This is a genomic window from Ensifer sp. (assembly GCF_035999185.1).
Lineage (GTDB): Bacteria > Pseudomonadota > Alphaproteobacteria > Rhizobiales > Rhizobiaceae > Ensifer.
Map to the genome: position 1 here is coordinate 1 of NZ_DASYHB010000205.1, position 21,500 is coordinate 21,500.

The following is a 21,500-nucleotide window of genomic DNA, read 5'->3' on the forward strand; positions in this document are numbered from 1 at the left end:
AAACCCGGATAAGCGGATAAACCGCAAAGCGGTTTACCGCGATGGCGCGGGGTGGAGCAGCCCGGTAGCTCGTCAGGCTCATAACCTGAAGGCCGCAGGTTCAAATCCTGCCCCCGCAACCAAATCTACCCAAAAGCCCCCGCGTCCTAAAGACCGGGGGCTTTCGGCGTTTCTGGACAATGCGAAATGCGAACACGCGCAGACGAAAGCCGGCGATCGTCAAGCCATCTGTCAGTCCCCACCCGGCGTGCTGCCAGTTCGTCCATGCCCGACCAAACCGCGCCGGCCCACGCCAACTGGCGGAGTGGGGCCAAAACCAAGCGCCAAACTTGAAAAGCGCCAGAAACTGACGGCTCAAGCAGCCCTGCGGGACTGCGGCGTCACAAAGCCGTGCGCGCTACCATTACGCAACGATACAAAAAGCCCTCGAGCGAAACGGCTAGAGGGCTTCGTGAGGTCTTTTGAGGGCGTAGAAAGTCGAAATAGGATCAGGCGTAACGGGCAATCGCGAGATCGGTCGCGTCGATCTCAGGCTTGTGGCCGCTGACGAGGTCGGCGATCACGCGAGCCGAACCCGAGCTCATCGTCCAGCCGAGCGTGCCGTGACCGGTGTTGAGATAGAGGCCGGCGACTTTGGTTGCACCAATCACCGGTGTGCCGTCCGGCGTCATGGGGCGAAGGCCCGACCAGAAGCTTGCCTTCGAGACATCGCCGCCGGGGAACAGGTCCGTTACGGAATGCTGGAGCGTGAGGCGGCGGGGCTCGCCGAGATCGTTGGTATAGCCGGAGATCTCCGCCATGCCGCCGACGCGGATGCGGTCGCCGAGACGGGTAATGGCGATCTTGAAGGTCTCGTCCATGACGGTCGACTCCGGCGCGCGGGAGGGATCCGTGATCGGGATCGTCAGCGAATAGCCCTTGACCGGATAGACCGGCAGGCGAATTCCGTGCGGCCTGACCAGCAGCGGCGAGAAGCTGCCGAGCGCCACCACAACCGCATCGGCCTGAAGCGTTCCGTGCGCCGTGACGACGCCGCGGACGCGATCGCCCTCAACGTCGAGACCCCGGATGATGCTGCCGTAGTTGAAGCGCACGCCGAGCTCTTCGGCCTTCTTCGCCAGAGCATTGCTGAACTTGAAGCAGTCGCCGGTTTCGTCCTTCGGTGTCAGCAGGCCGCCGACGATCTTTTCGCGCACATGCTTCAGTGCCGGTTCGACGCGGATGCAGCCGTCACGGTCGAGAACTTCGTAGGGAATGCCGTCGGCTGCAAGCGCCTTGACGTCCTTGCCCGAGGCGTCGAGTTGCTGCTGGGTACGGAACAATTGCAGCGTGCCCTGCATGCGTTCGTCATAGGCGATGCCGGTATCGGCGCGCAACGCCGCAAGCGAGGTGCGGCTGTAGTCGGCAAGCCGCAGCATGCGGCTCTTGTTGATGGCATAACGCTTGGACGTGCAATTGGAGAGCATCTTGACCATCCAGCTCACCATGGCCATGTCGACCTTGGGGCGCAGGATCAGCGGTGCGTGCTCCATGAACAGCCATTTCATCGCCTTCATCGGGATGCCGGGTGCGGCCCAGGGCGAGCAATAGCCGAAGGAGACTTCGCCGGCATTGGCGAAACTTGTCTCCAGTGCCGGACCGGGTTGCCGGTCGATGACCGTTACCTCGTGACCCGCCTTGGCAAGCTGGTAGGCGGACGTTACGCCGACGATGCCGGCGCCGAGAACGATGACTTTCATGAGTTCCTCACTGGGAAAAAAGATTACCGGTACTGCCGCTCGTAGCGATCGCCGAGACCGGTCAGGATTTCGTAGGAAATGGTGCCTGCGTCTTGCGCGATGTCTTCAAGTGTCTGGTTCGACCCGAGGACTTCGACGAGGTCACCTAGTGCGAGACGGTCGGCTGGCAAGCCGGTGATATCGACGGTGATGCTGTCCATGGACACGCGCCCGACGATCGGCAGGCGCACGCCGTCGCAATAGACGGCTCCCTTGCCGCTGAGACTGCGTGGCAAGCCATCAGCGTATCCGGCGGCGATGGTCGCAAGCCGGGTCTCCGTGGTTGTGACATGGGTGCCGCTGTAGCCAACACGCGCTCCGGCCGGAACCGTGCGCGTCTGGACAACGGCCACGTCGAGCCGCACGACCGGTTCCATCGGGTTTGTCACGCCCGCGGTCGGTGCGCCGCCATAGAGCGCGATGCCCGGGCGGGCAAGCACACCGTGATAGTCACCCCCGAGGAAGATGCCGCCCGAATTGGCAAAGCACAGGTCAAAGCCGGAGAATTCCTGGGCGATGCGCGTCATTTCCGCGTGCTGGCTGACGTTCTGCTCGCAATCGGCCTCGTCGGCGGAGGCGAGGTGGCTCATGATGAAAAGCACGTCGATCATGCCACCAGCCCGAAGCGCATCCGAAAGGGCTGGGCGCTCTTCCGGCGGCAGGCCGAGCCGTGACATTCCGGTGTCGAACTGCAGCACAGCCGGAAGCCTGCGGCCAAGCGCCTGCGCCATGCCGGACCATTGCTGCCACTGGTCGAGGGAATTGATAACGGGAATGATGCCCTGCTGCGCGCAGCCAGCCTCGTTGCCAGGCTGCAGACCGTTGAGGACGAAAATCAGCGCATTGCCGGGCAGATGCGGCCTGAGACGGACCGCCTCGACGAACTGTGCGACGAAGAAATCGCGGCATCCCTGGGCATAAAGCTTCGCCGCAATATGGCCGGCGCCGAGCCCGTAGGCATCGGCCTTGACGACGGCTGCAGCGCGCGCCGGAGCCACTTCGCCCGAGAGTTTATCGTAATTGCGCGCCAGTGCGGCAAGATCGATGGTCAGGTAGCCGGAAGCACCGCTTGCGCGCGCCGTCTTGCTCCGCCCGTCGTCCCTTATCAAGCCATCCATGTCCAGCCTCCCAGATTGATCGAAGACTAGTGAAACGATCGTGAAATTGCCGATGAAAGTGTGATTGATCGTTGCGTCAGCTTGTGTTCAATGAACGAAACGACGAATTTTTGGAATCATCTGCAATGAGTGCTCTCGACGCGATAGACCGCAACATCCTTCGTCTGCTGCGGCTGGACGCACGAAGGAGCAACGCCAGTCTGGCGGCAGAAGTCGGGCTCTCGCCATCGGCCTGCCTGCGACGGATAAAGCTGATGGAGCAGGCCGGGGTCATCCGCGGTTACACCGCGCTGGTGGATACGTCGAACGTCGAGGCGAGCATTGCGGTCATCATCAACATCACCCTGGATCGCCAGACCGAAGATTACCTCGACCGTTTCGAGGCGGCGGTGCGGCGCCACCCAGAGATCAAGGAATGTTTCCTGATGACCGGGGGCTCGGACTACCTTTTGCGTGTCGAGGTCGCCAACGCCGGCGATTTCGAGCGCATCCACAAGGAGATCCTCTCGGCCCTCCCCGGGGTTTCGCGGATCCACTCGAGCTTTTCCATCCGCAATGCGCTCGCGACCAGGCCCAAGGGGCGCCGGTAAGGGCCATCCCGGAGGCCGGCTTCGTCCCAACGCCCTATGGTCGCGGTGACATGACGGGTGTTTCTCAGGAAAAATCGCCCGTGCCTTCGGCCTCGTTGACAACCCAGTCGATGAACACCTTCGCAAGCGGTGACCTGTCCCGGTTCTTCTGCGTGATGACGTAGTATCCCTTGGTCCCCGACTTGATGGACCCCTTCAGCGGTCGCACGAGCGCGCCTTGGGCGAGCTCCTCAGCGGCCGTGATGTTGTCGCCCATGGCAATGCCCAGCCCGTATCGCGCCGCGGCAAGGTTCTGATTGAAATCCTCGAAGCTCAAACGACGGACGGTCGCGGGGATCTCCTGGCCGTGATGGTTGAACCAGTCGTTCCAATGCGTGGAGCCGACACCATCGAGCAGGATGTGCCGTGCCAGGTCCCGGGTGCGTTTGATGTCACCGTCCCGGTTGATGAGGATCGGGCTGCAGACCGGGAAGAATTCCATCTGCTTCAGCGGCGTCGTTTCTCCTTTCGCGACGCTCGGATCGCCGAACATGATGGCAAGGTCCGCCTGGCCGTCGGGAAACGGTTCGCCCCATTCCGGCATCGACAGGATCTGTAGCTCTACACGTTCGTAGCGGTCGTAGAACTTTCCCAGCCGCGGCACGAGCCAGCGGGTTGCAAATGCGGGCATGCAGCGGACTGCGAGCCGTCCGGCGATCGGGTTTCGCTGCAGCCCGAGCACCGCATCGTTCAGCGTCTCGAAGGATTGCGTGACCTTCGAGAACAGCTCCTGACCTTGTGGTGTCAAGGCGAAGCTGTCGCGTGATTTCGTGGCCAGGGCGAAGCCGAAATGTTCCTCGAGCTGCCGGAACTGCTTGCTGACCGCTCCCGGTGTCACGTGCAGTTCGTTCGCGGCCTTCGTCAGGCTCTTGTTGCGGGCGCTCGCCTCGAAGGCGCGCAGGGCGTTGAGTGGCGGCAATCTCGTCACGGATCGTTCTCCCCGTCGATCGTCGTTATTGAGAAAACCTCAAGTATGAGCGGAAATCAATTCGATATGCGGGAGGAAAACGATACGTTAGCATCTTCTTTATCGAAACAAGGCCGGGTCGATTGTCGCCACCGGCCCGCATAAAGGGGACCACACGTGAACGCCGCACCGCCGAAGAAAAAAGATCTCTATTCCGCGACGATCAAGTATTTCGGCTCCGTTCCCGAGCCGGCCTTCGAGGCGCCGGAGCGGCTAACCCGCCTTTGGGGGCGCAACTGGGGCTGCGACAACGATGTCGGGACGCTGCGCACCGTCCTGATGCACCGCCCGGGTGACGAATTCTCCGTCATCGACCGCAGCAAGCGGATCGAAGAGATTGGCACCTATGGCGATCTCGACGCCGGCTGGTACTGGCAGAGCGACAGCATTCCGACGCTCGAAGAACTGCAGGCCCAGCATGACGGTCTCGCCGACCTGCTGCGCGCCGAAGGCGTCGAGGTTGTTTATGTCGAGGGCGTCGATCACGGTCGGTTCAAGTCTGTCTACACCCGTGACTCCTGTATTGCCGTCAAAGGTGGCGCGATCGTCCCGCGGCTGGCGCCGCGCATGCGCCATGGCGAAGAGCTTCCGGTGACACGGACGCTGGCAAAACACGGTATGCCTGTTCTGCGCACCCTGCACGGAACGGCGATGGCCGAAGGCGGCAGTTTCGCCTGGCTCAACAGCCGCACCGCCGTCATCGGCCGCGGCATCCGCATCAACGACGACGGCATCAGCCAGGTCGCCGAGGTGCTGCGTTATCAGGGCGTCGAACTGCTTGTCGTCGACCTCTGCGGCTACGACATCCATATCGACGGGCATTTCCTGATGATCGACGTCGATCTCGCGCTGATCTGGCCGCGCGGCCTCTCCTTCGTCTTCCTCGAAAAGCTGCGCGAACTCGGCATCCGTACGATCGAAATGAACGAGGACGACAACCCGTGGATCGTCAATGGTCTGGCAATTGCGCCGGGCCGCGTGATCATGCCGCGCGGCCTTTCCGACCGTACTCGTGAGGCGCTTTCCCGCAACAACGTCACCGTGCTCGAGATCGACTACGACAAGGTGCAACTTAACGGCGGCGGTATCCATTGCTCGACGAGTCCGCTAATCCGCGACAGCGTCGATTGATCGGAGGCAGCCATGCCAGCCCATATTTCCATTCGCAAAGCCTGCAAGTCCTTCGGGACCTTCGAGGCTCTGCGAAACGTCTCGCTCGACATTGAGAAGGGCGAGTTCCTTACCTTCCTCGGTCCATCCGGATCGGGAAAGTCGACGCTTCTGAACGCGATCGCCGGCTTCGAGCCGTTGTCGTCAGGCACTATTCTGAAAAATGGCGGGGACATCGGTGACACACCGGCCGACAAGCGCAACTTCGGCATGGTGTTCCAGGGCTATGCGCTGTTTCCGCATCTGACGGTCGTCGAGAACATCGCGTTTTCGCTGCGCGTTCGCAAGGTGGCGCGGGCTGACGTGGAGCAGAGGGTAGCCCGCATGGTCGACCTCGTCGGCTTGAGGGGACACGAACACAAACGCCCGGCGGCGCTGTCGGGCGGTCAGCAGCAACGGGTGGCGCTTGCGCGCGCGCTGGTGTTCGAGCCCGAACTCCTGCTGCTCGACGAGCCGCTGTCGGCGCTCGACAAGAACCTGCGCGAACAATTGCAGGACGAACTGGTTGCAATCCATCGCAAGACGGGAACGACCTTCCTGTTCGTCACCCACGATCAGATGGAAGCGATGGCGATGTCGGACCGGATCGCGATCTTCGATCGCGGTCGCATTGTGCAGCTCGACCGGCCGAACGTGCTCTACGATGAGCCCAACACCCGCTTCGTCGCCGAATTCCTCGGCACGATGAATACGCTGCCGGTTTCTCGACAACGTGCTGTTGCCGGCGAACTTCATGCGCATGTCGGCGAGTTCGGTGTCAGGGCCATGCTGCCTGACGCTGAACAGTTGGAGGGAAAGCCGGCCATCCTGGCCATCCGCCCGGAAAAACTGACCCTTTGCCGCGACCAGCCGAAGGCCGACTACAACCTTCTGCCGATGACCATCGACGGCGTCATCTTTCAGGGTGGAACGACGATCGTCAAAGGCAGCGCTCCTGAAGGCACGAGCCTGACGCTGACAACGGCGCGTGATGCGCTTGGCTTGCCGCCGGCGCGCGGCGAACAGCTCTGGGTGCACTGGGGCCACCTGGACTGCCGGGTGCTCGCCGGCTGACGCGCATTCAAATGCATGCGAACCAAACAACAACAAGGGGAAATGCAATGAATAACGACCTGAAATCGGAATGCCTGGAACTCTTGAAGGACGGCCATCTTGCCGGCCGCATCGACCGGCGGACGTTTCTGACGGGCCTCGTTCTGCTCGGTGTCGCACCACATCTCGGTGGCCGATCGGCCCGCGCCGCTGACGGACAGCTTGTCGTCACCAACTGGGGCGGCGACGCCGTCGGCGCCTTCGAGGCGGCGCTGACCGGCAGCTACGCCGAACAGCAGAAGATTGCGGTCAAAATCGACGGCTCCGGCCCGACGAAGGGTGCGATGAAAGCGCAGTTCGAAAGCGGTGCTGTCTCCTGGGATGTCTGCGATTGCGATCCGGGTGCGACGAAGTCGCTCGGCGAGGCCGGCATGATCGAGCCGATCGACTACAAGGTGGTCGACCGCGAGAAGGTGCAGGCAGGCTTTGCCTACGAATACAGCGTTGCCAACTATTTCCTCAGCTACGTCATCGCCTATGACGCCAAGCAGTTCGGCGACAATCCGCCGAAGTCCTGGGCGGATTTCTGGAACGTCGAGAAATTTCCGGGCAAGCGGTCGCTCTACAAATGGATGTCGGGCTGCATGGAAGCAGCGCTTCTCGCCGATGGCGTGCCGATGGATCAGCTCTATCCGCTCGACGAGGAACGCGCGATCCGCAAGCTCAACGAGATCAAGCCGCATATCGTCAGCTTCTGGGATTCCGGTGCGGAGAGCCAGCAACTGATGCGTGACGGAGAGGCGTCGATGGCCCTGATGTGGCACACCCGCGCCAACCTCGTGGAAAAGGACACAGGCGGGGCCGTCAGCTGGACCTATGCCGAGGGTGTTCTCGCGCCGTCGGGTTGGGCGGTCATCAAGGGCAATCCGGCGGGATCCGCAAGGGCGATGGACTTCATCCGCTATTGCCAGGATCCGGCGCGCCAGGTGGATCTGCTGCGGACGCTTGGCTGCGGGCCGACCAATCCGCGTGCCCATGATCTCGTGCCGGCGGAGCTTAAGCGGCTCGACTGCAGCTCGGCCGAGAACATGTCGCAGCAGGTGTTGATGGACATGGACTGGTACTCGGCCCGTGGCGATCAGGCGCTCGAAAAGTACCTGGCGATGACAGCGTCATGATGCACGCACATTCGACCCCTGTCCGGCGCTTCGGTGCAACCGGATCGCTCGCGATGCTCTGGGCCTTGCCGGTGATCCTGGTGCTGGCCTACGTGCTGCCCTTTGCCGGCGTGACGCTCTGGAGCGTCACCCGGCCCGAGCTCGGCTTCGGAAATTACGTCCGCATCTTCACCGGTGCGGACTTCCAGGTGATCTTCGTGAGAACGTTCTGGGTATGCCTGGTGAGCACGGTGATTACCATCCCGATCGCCTATCTGCTCGCCTACTACTGGGTCATGGGCAGTGGGCGGCGCAGCCGGCTCGTCGAGATCTGCATCTTCATCCCCTTCTGGATTTCGGTGCTGGTGCGCGCCTTCGGCTGGGTGGTGATCCTGCGCAACAACGGGCTTGCAAGCGACGTTGCAAGTGCAGTCGGTCTCGGCGGGCTTTCAACCGGCCGGAACGTCTGGTCGGTCATGACAGGCATGGTGCATTTCATGGTGCCCTTCGCGATCCTGCCGATGGCCTCGGTCATGCGCAAGATCGACAGGCGCGTGCTGCTTGCGGCGGTCGGTCTCGGGTGCCGGCCGCTCGGCGTCTTCTGGCGGATCTACCTGCCGATGTCGCTGCCCGGCGTCTTCTCGGCACTGGCGATGACCTTCATCTTCTCGCTCGGCTTCTTTGTGACCCCGATGATCCTCGGTGGCGGACGGGTGGTGATGACGGCGGAGACGGTGTTCGTGCAGATGTTCCAGACGGCCAATTGGGGGCTGGGTGCAGCCCTTGGCGCCGTGTTGCTCGTCGTCGTCTTTGCAATCCTCTGGCTGTCGCAGCGCGTCATGCGCATCGAACAGCTCATGTCGCGGTAGGGCAGATATGTTTGGAAATTCACGTCTTGGGGGTTTTCTGGCTGGCGCAGCCGGGCTCTTCCTGCTGCTGCCACTCGTCGCCGTTATCCCGTTCTCCTTCACATCCAAACGTTTCCTGTCGATGCCGGACGGGGAGTATTCGCTGAGGCACTATCTGGCGATCTTCGATCCCGACACTTGGCTTGCTAGCATCGGCACAAGCACGCTCATCGCCCTGCTATCAAGCGTCATTGCAACGGCGCTTGCCGCCGCCTTCGGCATCGGTATCTGGCTGCGCCGGCCGGCGAGCGGGCGCTTCCTGATCGGCCTCGTTCTCTTGCCGATCATCGTTCCGCCCGTCACGTCGGCCGTCGCGCTCTATTTCCTGTTGGCGCAGATCGGATTGCTCGACACGATACCGGGATTGGTGCTCTCGCATGTGGTGATGATCGTGCCGTTCTCGGTGATCGCCGTCCTTGGCGCACTCAGTCGGCTGGATCGCAACCTCGAGCTTGCAGCGCGAAACCTCGGGGCATCCCAGCTTCAGTCGATCTTCCGGGTGATCCTGCCCAACATCCGCTTCGGTCTCTTTGCCGCATGGTTCGTCGCCCTCCTCATGTCCTGGGAGGAGAGCTCGGTCACCCTGTTTGTCAGCGGCGTCAACGTCATCACGCTGCCGAAGCGCATATGGGACAATCTGCGGCTCGACCTCGATCCGACCGTCGCAGCCATCTCGGTGATCATGATCGTGGCAACGACCTTGGTCATTCTGCTGCGGAAGTCCGAAGCTTAAGTGCACGTGGTGTTGATCCTATAGGAACTCAACGATTTGAATGTCACGGACGTGGGCTGCTGGTGCCTGCAGTCTCCGGTGTTCGGAAGGCGGCCAAAGGGCCGCCTTCTCGCGTTTCCGACGGCCCCCGTGTCGCAGCACGGTTGGTACCCCCTCTGGGGGACTAACGCCTGCAGGCGGTGCCACGCATAGTTCCCCCATGCCGAACGGTCTCTCGCTCCCGTCGGCCGAAGTGGAGGAGAAACATGCAGCGCGCCGTCAAACACCCCGATCCAAGGCCGCCGGCCGAAAGCAACATCGTGCCGATGGCCGGATCCGATCCGGTGCAGCATCCAAGCAGCGTCGCCGCCGAGGTTCGAAACCTCCGCAAGACCTACAATGCCGGCACGCCCCATGCCCACGAGGCGCTGAGGGACGTCAACCTTTCCATTCGCGCCAACGAGTTCTTCACGCTGCTCGGACCGTCCGGCTGTGGCAAGACGACCTTGCTGCGCATCCTCGGCGGTTTCGAAATGCTGACGTCGGGCACGTGCCGCATTTTTGGCGAGGACGTCAGCAGCCTGCCGCCGGAAGCGCGCCCCGTGAACACGGTTTTCCAGCAATACGCGCTGTTTCCGCATATGACGGTCCGCCGCAACATTGCGTTCGGGCTGGAAATGCTCGGCAAGCCGCGCGCCGAGGTCGAGCGCACCGTCGAGCGCATGCTCGATCTGGTCCATATGACCGAATACGCGGATCGTCGCCCTGACACGATGTCGGGTGGCCAACGTCAGCGTGTCGCCCTTGCCCGAGCGCTCGCGCCGCAGCCGAAACTTCTCCTGCTCGACGAGCCGTTGTCGGCGCTCGACCTGAAACTCAGGCAGAAGATGCGGCTGGAACTGAAGTCGCTTCAGCGCGAAACCGGGATCACCTTCATCTTCGTCACCCACGACCAGGAGGAGGCGTTGGCGATGAGCGACCGCGTCGCCGTCATCAGCAACGGCCTTCTGCAGCAGGTCGGTTCGCCAGAGGATATCTACGAGCAACCGCAAAGCCGCTTCGTTGCCGACTTCATCGGGGAATCGAACCTGATCGCGGCAAGGGTTGCGGGCACCACAGGCGGGGAGGCGGCATTCGATATCGAAGGCTTCGGCCAGGTCCACGCGCCGACCATGCAACGTATCGAAGAGCGGCAACAGGTCTGGCTCTCGATCCGGCCGGAGCGGCTTGTCCTTGGCGCCTGCAATGGCGAAGGGTCACAGGCAACGGTCACTGACAGGACCTATCTCGGCAACGCGGTCGAATATCACCTGCGCGCGGGCGACCATGCCCTGACGGCGCGCTCGCCGCGCGGCGGCCTGCGCGGCCGGCAGGACTTTGTTCCGGGTGACGTCGTCAGCCTCGGCTTCGAGCCGGGCTCGATCAAGGTGCTCCTGTCATGAGCGCCCGGCCTCTCGCTCTGTCCTCGCGCATCCCGTCGGGGCTCGCCCATGCCGGTCTGCTCTGGCCGTCGCTCGGCATCATTCTGGCGTTCATGATCGCGCCGATCGCGATCATGCTCACCTATTCGTTCCTCGTCCCGGGCGCCTATGGCGGCGTCGAATGGACATTTACCACGGCCGCCTACGAGCAGATCCTGTTCGAGCGCGATTTCCTCGACGACAGCCTGACGTTTACGCCAGACTATCTGATCATCGTTGCCCGCTCGCTCACGCAGGCAACCGTCGCGACGCTTCTCTGCCTCGTGATCAGCGTGCCGACTGCCTACTACATTGCGACCCGCTCCGACCGGGCAAAGAACATCTGGCTGTTCCTGATCACCATTCCCTACTGGGTGAACCTGTTGATCCGCACCATCGCGCTGCTTTTCGTGCTGCGTGATGACGGTCCGATCAACAGCGCGCTCCTCGACCTCGGCGTGATCGGCCAGCCCCTGGCGCTGAGCTACAACGGCTTCGCCATCTCGCTCGGGCTGATCTACTCGTTCCTGCCTTTCATGGTGCTGCCGCTCTACTCGGCCTTCGAGCGCTTCGACTTCAGACTCCTGGAAGCGGCTTACGATCTCTACGCCAGCCGAAAGGTCGCCTTCTTCCGCATCGTGCTGCCGGTCATGCGTCCGGGCCTGATTGCGGGCAGCCTGCTCGTCTTCATTCCCTCCGTCGGCTCCTATCTCGCGCCCGACATTCTCGGCGGCGGCAAGACGCTGATGATCGGCAATCTCATCGGCACCCAGTTTCAGGCGGCACGCAACTGGCCGTTCGGTGCGGCGCTGTCGATGATCCTGCTCACCATTACCCTCATCGTCCTTCTCTGGCTTGCCCGGCGCGCCGCGCAGCAGCAGCGATCGAACTAAGGAAAGGTCCGCCATGTCCACCGCACGTATGCGCGACCTGCGCGTCTTTCCAGGCTTCGGGCTTCTCTCCGTCGGCTGCGTCGTCTTCCTCTATGCGCCGATCGTCGTCCTCGCGATCTACTCGTTCAACGATGGCCGGTCGGTCACGCGTTGGGCAGGCTTCTCGTTCCGCTGGTACCAGACCGTGTTTGCCAACCAGAACATCCAGACGGCGGCGTTGAACTCGGTGGTGATCGCCGTCATCGCAGCAACCGTTGCCAGCGTCTTTGCCCTTGGTGCCGCGATTGCGACTGTCAACGGCAAGAAGGGTGGCGGCGAGGGGGCCTATGTCGTTCTCACCTTCCCGCTGATGGTGCCCGAAATCGTGACCGCCGTCGCATCGCTGGTCTTCTTCGTCGCCGTCGGTATCAGCCTTGGCTTCGCGACCATCCTCATTGCCCATATCGTCTTCTGCATTCCCTTCGCCTACCTGCCGATCAAGGCGCGGCTGGAAAGCATGGACGCGACCCTGCCGTCGGCCGCGGCAGATCTCTACGCCTCTCCGGCCAATGCATTCCTGCGCATCACTTTACCGTTGCTCGTCCCCGGCCTCGTCTCCGGCTGGCTGCTCGCCTTCATCATCTCGCTCGACGATTTCATCATCACGGCACTCGTCGCCGGTCCCGGCGCCACGACCCTGCCGCTGCACATCTACGGGATGCTGAGGCTCGGCATGACGCCCGAGGTCAACGCGATCTCGACACTGATGCTCGCCGCCTCGACCGTGCTGGTGCTGATTTCAGGACTGCTCGGACAGGCGGGCCGCAAGCACTGACGCGGCGAAAACACTCGAAAATCAAAAAAGAGAAAGGGAACATCCGATGAAAAAAGCTGCCGTCATGACTGCCTTGTTTGCCTCGACCGTTGCCGGACCCGCGTCCGCCGCCGGTGACCTCTTCATCTACACCTGGGGCGAGTACACGCCGCCCGAGATGGTGGAAAAGTTCGAGAAGACCTATGGGGTGAAGGTCCATATCGACACCTACGATTCCATGGAGACGATGCTTGCCAAGCTGAAGTCGGGGGCGGGTGGCTACGACATCATCGTGCCCGGCCACGATACGATGACGATCCTCATTGGCGAGAAGCTGCTCGAGCCGATCAATGTCGCGGCAATGCCGAACTATCAGCATGTCGACGAGATGTGGCGCGATGTCTTCTGGGACAAGGGGCGCCTCTATTCGGCACCCTGGGCCTGGGGCTCGACCGGTCTTGCCGTCGATCGCGATATCGTCAAGGGCGACGACACGTCGCTGAAGATCCTGTTCGAACCGGACGATGCGGTGAAGGGCAAGATCAACATGCTGCGCGACGTCAACGACGTCATCAACATGGCGCTGCGCTACCTCGGCAAGCCGCGCTGCAACGACAACCCCGAAGACCTGAAAGCGGTGCTCGACCTGCTCTCGACGCAGAAGCAATTCGTCAAGAGCTACAATTCCGAGACCAAGGAACTGCTGGTTTCCGGCGAAGCTGCTGTCTCCATGAGCTGGAACGGCTACGCCATGCGCGCTCGCGATGAGCGGCCGTCGATCGAATATATCTACCCGAAGGAAGGCTACACCGGCTGGATGGACAATGTCGCGGTGCCGAAGGGCGCACCCGACCTCGAGAACGCCAAGCTCTGGATCAACTTCATCATGGATCCGGAAAACGCGGCGATGATCACCAACTACGCCCGTTATGCCAACGGCATCAAGGGGTCCGAAGCCTTCGTCGACAAGGCGCTCGCCGGTGCCCCGGAGCTAAGCCCGCCCGAAAGCGCGCCGGTGCCGGAGTTCCTGACCGCCTGCACGCCTGCCGTCACCAAACTTTACGACCGCGTCTGGACCAAGCTTCTGCGCTGACCGGGGCCGCTCGGAAACCACGCCTCATGCCATTCTGGAGAAGAAAATGACTATCGTTCAATCCGTTGCAGCCGCCGGCTCTGACCGGCCGAACAACCGTTCGGCCTTCGAGAAGGACCGGGATCACGTCCTGCACCCCTATACCGATTTCTCGACCTTTGCTGCGACCGGCAGCCAGATCATCGAGAAGGCCGAGGGCGCCTATGTCGTCGATAACGCGGGGCGCCGGTTGCTCGACGGTATCGCCGGTCTCTGGTGCGTCAACATCGGCCATGGCCGCCGCGAGATGGCCGATGCCATTGCCGCCCAGGTCATGGACATGGACTACTACAATCCCTTCGGTGCCTCGGGCAACGTGCCCGCCGCCGAGCTCGGCGCCCGGCTGGCGGAGCTTGCGCCCGGTAACCTCAACCACGTCTACTACACCTGCGGCGGCTCGACGGCGAACGATGCGGCGATCCGTATCGTGCACTACTATTTCGCCATGCGCGGCAAGCCGGGAAAGCGCAAGATCATCTCGCGCAACAATGGCTACCATGGCGCAACCTACGTGGCGGCGGCGCTGACGGGTATCCACGGCACCAAATACGGTTTTGCCCAGGTCGGCGAAGACTTCATCCACCACGTCTCCGCTGCCGATTGTTACGCCCGTCCTGATGGTATGACCGAGGAGACCTATTGCGACCTGCTGGTGCGCGAATTCGAGATGCGCATCGAACAACTCGGCCCCCAGAATGTCGCCGCGTTCATCGCCGAGCCGATCATGGGTGCCGGCGGCGTTCTCGTCGCACCGAAGGGCTATCACAAACGCATGCAGGCGGTCTGCCGTCGCAACGATATTCTCTATATCGCCGATGAAGTCGTGACCGGCTTCGGCCGCTTGGGCGAATGGTTCGCGTCCGACGCGATCTACGAGACCCAGCCGGACATCCTGGTTTCGGCCAAGGGCATCACATCAGGTTACATCCCGCTCGGCGCAACCCTGCTTTCCGACGAGATCTACGACGTCATCAGCCGTCCGCAATGCGAAGGCGGCGTGTTTTCGATGGGGCTCACCTATTCCGGACACCCGGTCGCCTGCGCCGCGGCGCTTGCCAACATCGAGATTATGGAGCGGGAACGGTTGCTGCCGCATGCGGCCAGAACCGGCGCGTACCTTCAGAAGCAGGCGAAGGCCCTGCTCGCCCACGACATCGTCGGCGACGTGCGCGGCGCCGGATTAATGCTCGGAATCGATCTGGTCGCCGACAAGGCGACGAAGCAGCCGCTGCCGATCTACGAGAAGGCAAGCGAAACCATCTTCCAGGGCTGTGTTGCTCGCGGCGTCGTCGTTCGCCCGGTCGGCAACCGGCTCATTGTATCGCCACCTTTGATCGTCACGGAGGCCGAATGCGACACGATCGTTTCCGCTTTGTCGGAATCCATCGCTGCCTTCACGGCATCCCGCCGCAGCGCTGCTTGAGGAGCAAGACATGAGCGAAGTCACCGTCGCAGCGACGCAGATGGCCTGCAGCTGGAACATCGACGAGAATATCGAGAGGGCCGAGGAATTGGTGCGGCTTGCCCACGAGGATGGCGCCCAGATCATCCTTCTGCAGGAGCTGTTCCAGACGCCGTATTTCTGCCTGGAGCAGACGATCGACCACCTCGATCTCGCAGCGAGCCTTGGCGACGACCGGGCCGTCCGGCATTTCCGCGCGGTCGCGAAGGAGCTCGGCGTCGTGCTGCCGATCTCCTACTACGAGAAGGCCGGGCCGGCGCAGTACAACTCGCTGGCAATCATCGACGCTGACGGTGAAATCCTCTGGAACTACCGCAAGTCCCACATCCCGCAGGCGCCCGGCTACGAGGAGAAGTTCTACTTCAGTCCCGGCGATACCGGCTTCCGGGCCGTCGACACGAAATACGCGCGGATCGGCTGCGGCATCTGCTGGGACCAGTGGTTTCCCGAAACGGCCCGGGCACTCGCACTCCAGGGGGCGGAGCTTCTGTTCTTCCCGACGGCGATCGGCAGCGAGCAGAAGGCCGAGATCGACAGTTCCGGCCACTGGCGCCGCACGATGCAGGGCCATGCGGCCGCCAACATGGTACCGGTGATCGCCTCGAACCGGGTGGGCACTGAAGCGGCCGGAGGCAACGAGGCGCTGTTTTATGGCACCTCCTTCATCGCCGATCAAACGGGCGCGATCGTTGCCGAGGCCAGCCGCACCGACGAAACCTATCTGACGGCGCGCTTTGATCTTGACGCGATCGGCACCTTCCGGCGCAGCTGGGGGATCTATCGCGATCGCCGGCCGGATCTCTACGGCGCCATCCGCACTCTCGATGGCCAGACGGCGATCGTCTGACCGGATTTTCTTGAACGAGCAACATTTGCAATGAGCCCGGCATCCCCGGCGCGTCGGCTATATCCCGGGCGTCGAGACCAGGCAGGAGGAATTACATCATGAAGAACCAGACGCCACGCGAATCCGGGTTTCGCATGCCGGCCGAATGGGAGCCGCATAAGCGCACCTGGATGATGTGGCCGTGCCGCCACGAGGTCTGGGACGATATAGCCGCGACCCGCCGCGACTATGCCGCCGTCGCCCACGCAATCCGCGAATTCGAGCCGGTGACGATGGCTGCGCGACCCGAAGACATGGCCGAAGCCCGCGCCATCCTCGACCCGTCGATCGATCTCGTCGAGGCCGACATCGACGACAGCTGGGCGCGCGACGCTGGTCCCTGCTTCCTGACGGCCGCCGATGGCCGACGCGCCGGTGCGCGCTTCACGTTCAACGCCTGGGGCGGAAAGTACCATCCGTTTAAGGGCGATGCCGCCTTTTCCGGGTTGGTGCTGGAGAAGGCCGGCGTCGCCGGTTTCGTGTCGAACCTGATCGCCGAAGGCGGCGGCGTCAGCGTCGACGGCGAGGGCACGATCATCACCACCGAGACCTGCTTCCCCAACCGCAACCGCAATCCCGGCTGGAGCCGTGACGACATCGAGCGCGAGCTTCTCGACATGCTCGGCGGTGAAAAGGTGATCTGGCTGCCCGGCAATCCGATCGAGGACGAGACTGACGGCCATGTGGATGGCATCGCCGTCTTCGTCGCGCCCGGCGTTGTCTTGATGGAAAGCCCTCGTGAAGGGGGCAGCAAGGAGGAGCAGGAGTGGAACCACTACATCCGCCTGAACCTGGAGGCGATGCAGGGCCAGACCGACGCGAAAGGGCGGCCGATCCGGATCGTCACAGTTCCAGAAGCGGTCGACGCGCCGTCCGATCATCCGAAGTTCTGCCGCTCCTATGTCAATTCCTACCTCGTGAACGGCGGCGTGATCATGCCGTGCTATGGCATTGAGTCCGACACGGTCGTGCGGCAGATGTTCCGTTCGCTGTTCCCCGATCGGCGCGTGCGCGAGGTCCGGATCGACGCCATTGCCATCGGTGGCGGCGGCATCCATTGCATTACCCAGCAGGAACCGCTTTGATCGTCGAGGGTAACTTGACGACAAGGCGGGGAATGACGGGATTTCCATTTGAACAGATGACATTGATCGGCAAGGCCGTGGCTGCGATCGGCAGCCCGGCCTTTCCGGACGCGCTGAGGCAACTCTGCCTCGACGTCTACGGCTTCGACAGCCTGTTCGTCTCGGTCTTTTCCGCCGACCAGCCGCCGCTGCAGCTCTATAGCGATCTCGATCCGGAGGCGACCCGGCGCACGATCGGGCCTTATCTGAGCTTCGCCTACCTGCTCGATCCGTTCTACAGCCTTTATCTGAGCGATCCCGGCGACCGGGTGGTAAGCCTTGACGACTGCGCGCCCGACGATTTTCGCGAGAGCGAATATTACCGCATGTTCTATGCCGAAACTGGGCTGTACGACGAGATTGTCATGCTGGTCGCGAGCGCCGAGGGCACCGCGATCGCCCTGTCGCTTGGCCAGCGGACGGCGGACTGCCGCCCCGGACCGCAGGCCCGCGCCCATCTCGATGGTCTGCTACCCGTCGTCACCGAACTTTGCCGCAAGCACTGGCCGCAACCGGTCGCCGGATCGTCGGCAAGCGAGCCCGCGGCCGATATGGTGTTTGCCACGCTCTCGCAGTTGAAGGTCAGCACGCGTGAGGGGGAAATCATCCGCCTGATGCTGAAAGGGCATTCCACCAAGAGCATCGCGCGCATTCTCGGCAACAGCCCGGAAACGGTGAAGGTTCACCGCAAGCGCATCTATTCCAAGCTCAAGATCTCCTCGCAAGGCGAGCTGTTCTCGCTCCTGCTCGGCGGTGCCAGCGGCTAAAGCACCTGCTCTCCTTTCAAGATTGATCATTGGACCCGGAGAAGATGCTCAGGAAATAAAATCGTAGGCACTGTGCGTTCATTTGAACGCCCAGTGCCTGAGCCCTCAGTTCCCGGAGAACAGGCCTTCCGTGTCATAGACCGGATCACCCTGGAGCAACGTCGCTTCGACGGCGGCCTTGCCGATCTCCTTGACGGGGATGTCGAAGATATCCTTGTCGATGACGACGAGGTCGGCGAACTTTCCGGGCTCGATCGTGCCGGTCTTGTCGTCCTGGTTCAGCAGTTTCGCCGGATTGATCGTCATCCATTTGACGGCCGTTTCCACATCAGGCGCACCGTCCTTCTTGCGCTCAAGCGCCGTCTGGATCTTGATGAGCGGCGAAAGCTCGTCAGCGTCGAAGTCGCTGCTCATCACGACGGTCGCGCCCGTCTTCTCGATGCTTCCGGCCGGCATCATGCTGTCGGCACGCTCACCGATAAACTTGCGGATGAAGGTATCATACTCACGGCTGAGGGAACTCGGCGCCAGCTGGAAATCGGCAACGACGCCCTCGTCCTTGAACCTGTGGTAGTCGGCCTTGTCGAGCAGATAGATATGCGTCAGCCGGTGTGGGCCTGGCGCCGGGTCCGACTGCGCAATGGCGTCGAGCGCCAGGCGAGCGCCACGGTCGCCGGTCACGTGATAGTGCAGCTTGAAGCCCTTCTCCGAAAGCACCTTGGAGTAACGGTCGAGCACCTCTTCGTCGAAATAGAGGAAGCCGCTGTCGAAGCCGTGGTCGATGCCGGGCCCCTTTTTATACGGCGCAAGCAGGGCGCCGGTGCGCTGCTCGAGGATGCCGTCGACATAGATCTTCACCTGGTTGAATTTCAGAAGGCGGTTCGGATCGTTGCTGTAAAAACTCGAGAGCTTTTCCACCTGCTCGTCGAAGGGCAGGTCGGGGTAGACGTAGAGTGCATTGGCGGCCCTCAGCGTCAGCGTGTCGTTCTTCTCGGCCATCTGCCAGGCCTTCAGGTGCCCCTGCGGCCAGAAGCCGCCGGCGTCGCTGACGGTGGTAATGCCGTTCTCGGCCATCGTCTTCAGCGTTGGCAGCATGCTTTCATAGGCGAACTTGACGTTTTCGGGCGTATCGGGAAAGGCGAGGTTGCGCAGCTTCTGCTGGGCGTTTTCCAACACGATGCCGTTCGGCGCACCGGTCTTTTCATCGCGCAGGATGATGCCGCCGGGCGGGTTGCCCTCGAGCTTGTCGTAGCCCGCTGCTTCAAGTGCAACGCTGTTGGCCCAGGCGCCGTGGCCGATGTCGTCGAGGATCAGGATCGGCCGGTCGCTGGAAATCTTGTCGAGCACCCCGACGGGATCGTCGGTTTCGTCGAGCAGGTTGGTCATGCCGACGCCGGAGCCGACCACCCAATCGGTTTCGCTCTCTTTCACGCAATCGCGCACCGTTTCCTTCGTCTCTTCGAGAGAAGCGAAGGCTTCGAATTCGCACAGGCTTGCGTTGACGCCGGCTTCGATCAGATGCACGTGCGCATCCTGGAACCCTGGCAAGACCAGCTTGCCGCCGAGCTTGACGATATGCGTGTCCTCTCCCGCTTTTTCCAGAACGCTCGCTTCGTCGCCAACGGCAAGGATGATACCGTCCTCATCGATCGCAACCGCCTCTGCCACCGGCGCGGCCGGGTTCATCGTGCGAACCTTGGCGTCGGTTATCACAAGAGTTTCGGCGGTGGCACTGCCGGCGCCGCAAAGCGCCGTCGCGGCCAGCAGCAGGCCGGTCAGCGATCGCAGCGTTTTCTTGATGTTTCGGGGCATGGGGTCGTACCTTTCCTGTCGGACTTACTAACTACCACGCCCGCGACATCCATGCAGGTGTACTCTCCCAATAGCGATATATCGCGGGCGTGCTTCTTGCCGGCAGCGGCTCGTTCTGCGCTGCCAGTCGTCGCAGACCGTCAACCGAGTGTGACCCAGACCGACTTGGACTGGGTGTTGTCGATGAGCGCCTGCAGACATTTGTCGCGGCCATGGCCGGAGAGTTTCCAGCCACCCCAGGGCTGGCTCATGTCTCCGTTCATGTAGCCGTTGATCCAGACCATGCCGCATTCGAGATCGCGAGCAATGCGGTGGGCCTTTCCGAGGCTGGACGTCCAGATGCCGGCGGCAAGACCGTAGGGGCTGTCGTTGGCGATCCTCACCGCATCCTCGACGCCATCATGCGGAATGATCGCGCCGACCGGTCCGAAGATCTCCTCCTGGGCGATCTTCATGCGGTTGTCGACACCAGCAAAGAGCGTCGGCTCGACGAAGCATGCCGCGTCGGCCGTGCGATCGGACGAGCGGCCGCCAAGCACCGGCGCCGCGCCGTCCTGCCGCGCGCCGTCGATATAGTCGAGAACCCGGCCTTGATGCACCTTGTTGACGAGTGGCCCCATCGTGGTTGTGGGATCAAGCGGATCGCCCGGCCGGTACTTCCGTGCGGCGTGGCCGGCGACGAGGTTGCAAAATTCGTCGTGAAGCGTCCGTTCGACCAGTATGCGCGAGCCGGCCGAGCAGACTTCGCCCTGGTTGCCGAACAGCCCATCGACAATCTTTTCCGCCACGTCTGAGAGATCCTCCACATCGGCAAGCACGATCTGCGGGGACTTGCCGCCGAGTTCGGCCGACACGGCCTTGAGGTTCGTATCCGCGGCATAGCGGTACATTTGCCGGCCGATCGCGGTCGAGCCGGTGAAGGCAATCTTTTCGACATGCATGGAGCGCGCCAGCGCCTGTCCGGCCACGGCGCCGCGTCCCGGAACGACGTTGAAGACCCCAGCGGGACCACCGGCCTCCAGAAACAGGCGGCCGAGCAGAAGCGCGCTGAGCGACGTGTCCTCGGCCGGCTTGAGGACGACGCAATTGCCGGCGGCAAGGGCCGGCGCAATCTTCCAGACCGCCATCATCAGGGGGTAGTTCCACGGCGTGATGCAGCCGACGACGCCGAGCGGTTGGCGCAGGATGTAATGCAGGGCGTCCGGATTGGTGACCGGTGCGCTACCCGCGATCTTGTCGATGCTCTCGGCCATGAAACGCATGGTGAGCACCGCCCCGGGCACGTCTATGGTGCACATCTCGGTGATCGGCTTGCCCATTTCCATCGTGTCGAGCACGGCGAGCATATCGCGGTTCTCGGCGATCAAATCGGAGAAGCGCGTGAGAACATCGATGCGCTGCCTGAGGGCCATGCGTGACCAGACGCCCTGTCGGAAGCGCTTGGCAGCGACCTCACAGGCAGCGTCGATATCTGCAGTACTGCCGCAGGCGATTTCGGCGACGAGAGCGCCGTTCGCCGGATTGATCGAAGCGAGCGTTGCCCCGTCTGCGGCTGCGCGAAACTGCCCGTCAATCAGCAGTCGCGTCTCGGGGCGGAGTGCGTCCGCGATGCGGTGCCATCGTCTGTCCGGTGTCGTGTCCATGACCTGCCTCCACGCTTGATCCGTTTCTCTCCTGTTTTAGCGAGCAGCGCCAATACC

Annotated in this window: 19 protein-coding genes and 1 tRNA gene; 15 read left to right on the plus strand and 5 right to left on the minus strand. The window is 62.5% G+C overall.

Features of this window, described 5'->3' with window-relative positions; all coding sequences use genetic code 11:
- Positions 1-45: 45 nt before the first annotated feature.
- Positions 46-122: transfer RNA gene (locus tag VGO04_RS27610), tRNA-Met, on the plus strand.
- A gap of 366 nt (positions 123-488) precedes the next feature.
- On the opposite strand, the gene VGO04_RS27615 is transcribed toward VGO04_RS27610, so the two are convergent.
- Both VGO04_RS27615 and alr read right to left on the minus strand, forming a co-directional pair.
- Entirely contained in the window at positions 489-1,739 is a 1,251-nt protein-coding gene (locus VGO04_RS27615) for a D-amino acid dehydrogenase (RefSeq protein WP_327499166.1), read from the minus strand.
- 23 nt (positions 1,740-1,762) lie between these two features.
- Entirely contained in the window at positions 1,763-2,902 is a 1,140-nt protein-coding gene (alr, locus tag VGO04_RS27620) for an alanine racemase (protein WP_414650619.1), read from the minus strand.
- 119 nt (positions 2,903-3,021) lie between these two features.
- On the opposite strand from alr, the gene VGO04_RS27625 reads away from it, so the two are divergent.
- Positions 3,022-3,486 (plus strand): Lrp/AsnC family transcriptional regulator, encoded by a 465-nt coding sequence (locus tag VGO04_RS27625; protein WP_327499460.1) that lies wholly within the window; start codon positions 3,022-3,024, stop codon positions 3,484-3,486.
- Between the two features lie 64 nt (positions 3,487-3,550).
- Here the strand turns inward: VGO04_RS27625 and VGO04_RS27630 are convergent, their stop codons facing one another.
- Positions 3,551-4,453 carry a LysR substrate-binding domain-containing protein gene (locus VGO04_RS27630; RefSeq protein WP_327499168.1) on the minus strand — a complete coding sequence of 301 codons (903 nt, stop codon included), beginning with the start codon at positions 4,451-4,453 and terminating at the stop codon, positions 3,551-3,553.
- Between the two features lie 156 nt (positions 4,454-4,609).
- On the opposite strand from VGO04_RS27630, the gene VGO04_RS27635 reads away from it, so the two are divergent.
- From VGO04_RS27635 to VGO04_RS27695, 13 genes are all read left to right on the plus strand, one after another.
- Positions 4,610-5,623 carry a dimethylarginine dimethylaminohydrolase family protein gene (locus VGO04_RS27635; RefSeq protein ID WP_327499169.1) on the plus strand — a complete coding sequence of 338 codons (1,014 nt, stop codon included), beginning with the start codon at positions 4,610-4,612 and terminating at the stop codon, positions 5,621-5,623.
- Between the two features lie 12 nt (positions 5,624-5,635).
- Positions 5,636-6,715, plus strand: coding sequence for an ABC transporter ATP-binding protein (locus VGO04_RS27640; protein ID WP_327499170.1), 1,080 nt, complete (start codon positions 5,636-5,638; stop codon positions 6,713-6,715).
- Between the two features lie 47 nt (positions 6,716-6,762).
- Positions 6,763-7,872 (plus strand): ABC transporter substrate-binding protein, encoded by a 1,110-nt coding sequence (locus VGO04_RS27645; RefSeq protein WP_327499171.1) that lies wholly within the window; start codon positions 6,763-6,765, stop codon positions 7,870-7,872.
- Positions 7,869-8,720 carry an ABC transporter permease gene (locus VGO04_RS27650; RefSeq protein ID WP_327499172.1) on the plus strand — a complete coding sequence of 284 codons (852 nt, stop codon included), beginning with the start codon at positions 7,869-7,871 and terminating at the stop codon, positions 8,718-8,720. The genes VGO04_RS27645 and VGO04_RS27650 overlap by 4 nt, the downstream gene beginning before the upstream one ends.
- Before the next feature lie 7 nt (positions 8,721-8,727).
- A complete protein-coding gene (locus VGO04_RS27655; RefSeq protein ID WP_327499173.1) occupies positions 8,728-9,492 on the plus strand; it encodes an ABC transporter permease in 765 nt (254 codons plus the stop codon).
- A gap of 245 nt (positions 9,493-9,737) precedes the next feature.
- On the plus strand, positions 9,738-10,913 hold the full coding sequence (locus VGO04_RS27660; protein ID WP_414650611.1) for an ABC transporter ATP-binding protein: 1,176 nt from the start codon (positions 9,738-9,740) through the stop codon (positions 10,911-10,913).
- Entirely contained in the window at positions 10,910-11,824 is a 915-nt protein-coding gene (locus VGO04_RS27665; protein ID WP_327499174.1) for an ABC transporter permease, read from the plus strand. Before VGO04_RS27660 ends, VGO04_RS27665 begins: the two co-directional genes overlap by 4 nt.
- A gap of 13 nt (positions 11,825-11,837) precedes the next feature.
- Entirely contained in the window at positions 11,838-12,638 is an 801-nt protein-coding gene (locus VGO04_RS27670; protein WP_327499175.1) for an ABC transporter permease, read from the plus strand.
- Between the two features lie 46 nt (positions 12,639-12,684).
- Positions 12,685-13,710, plus strand: coding sequence for an extracellular solute-binding protein (locus VGO04_RS27675; protein ID WP_327499176.1), 1,026 nt, complete (start codon positions 12,685-12,687; stop codon positions 13,708-13,710).
- 46 nt (positions 13,711-13,756) lie between these two features.
- Positions 13,757-15,172, plus strand: a complete 1,416-nt coding sequence (locus tag VGO04_RS27680) for an aminotransferase (RefSeq protein WP_327499177.1) — start codon at positions 13,757-13,759, stop codon at positions 15,170-15,172.
- 10 nt (positions 15,173-15,182) lie between these two features.
- Positions 15,183-16,058: an N-carbamoylputrescine amidase gene (gene aguB, locus VGO04_RS27685; RefSeq protein ID WP_327499178.1), complete on the plus strand. Its 876-nt coding sequence runs from the start codon at positions 15,183-15,185 to the stop codon at positions 16,056-16,058.
- Between the two features lie 98 nt (positions 16,059-16,156).
- Complete coding sequence (locus VGO04_RS27690) at positions 16,157-17,182, plus strand: agmatine deiminase family protein (protein ID WP_327499179.1); 1,026 nt, start codon at positions 16,157-16,159, stop codon at positions 17,180-17,182.
- Positions 17,183-17,214: 32 nt separating this feature from the next.
- A complete protein-coding gene (locus VGO04_RS27695; RefSeq protein ID WP_327499180.1) occupies positions 17,215-17,988 on the plus strand; it encodes a helix-turn-helix transcriptional regulator in 774 nt (257 codons plus the stop codon).
- Positions 17,989-18,093: 105 nt separating this feature from the next.
- Here the strand turns inward: VGO04_RS27695 and VGO04_RS27700 are convergent, their stop codons facing one another.
- Both VGO04_RS27700 and VGO04_RS27705 read right to left on the minus strand, forming a co-directional pair.
- Positions 18,094-19,800, minus strand: coding sequence for an amidohydrolase (locus tag VGO04_RS27700; RefSeq protein WP_327499181.1), 1,707 nt, complete (start codon positions 19,798-19,800; stop codon positions 18,094-18,096).
- Positions 19,801-19,940: 140 nt separating this feature from the next.
- Entirely contained in the window at positions 19,941-21,443 is a 1,503-nt protein-coding gene (locus VGO04_RS27705; protein ID WP_327499182.1) for an aldehyde dehydrogenase family protein, read from the minus strand.
- Positions 21,444-21,500 lie beyond the last annotated feature (57 nt).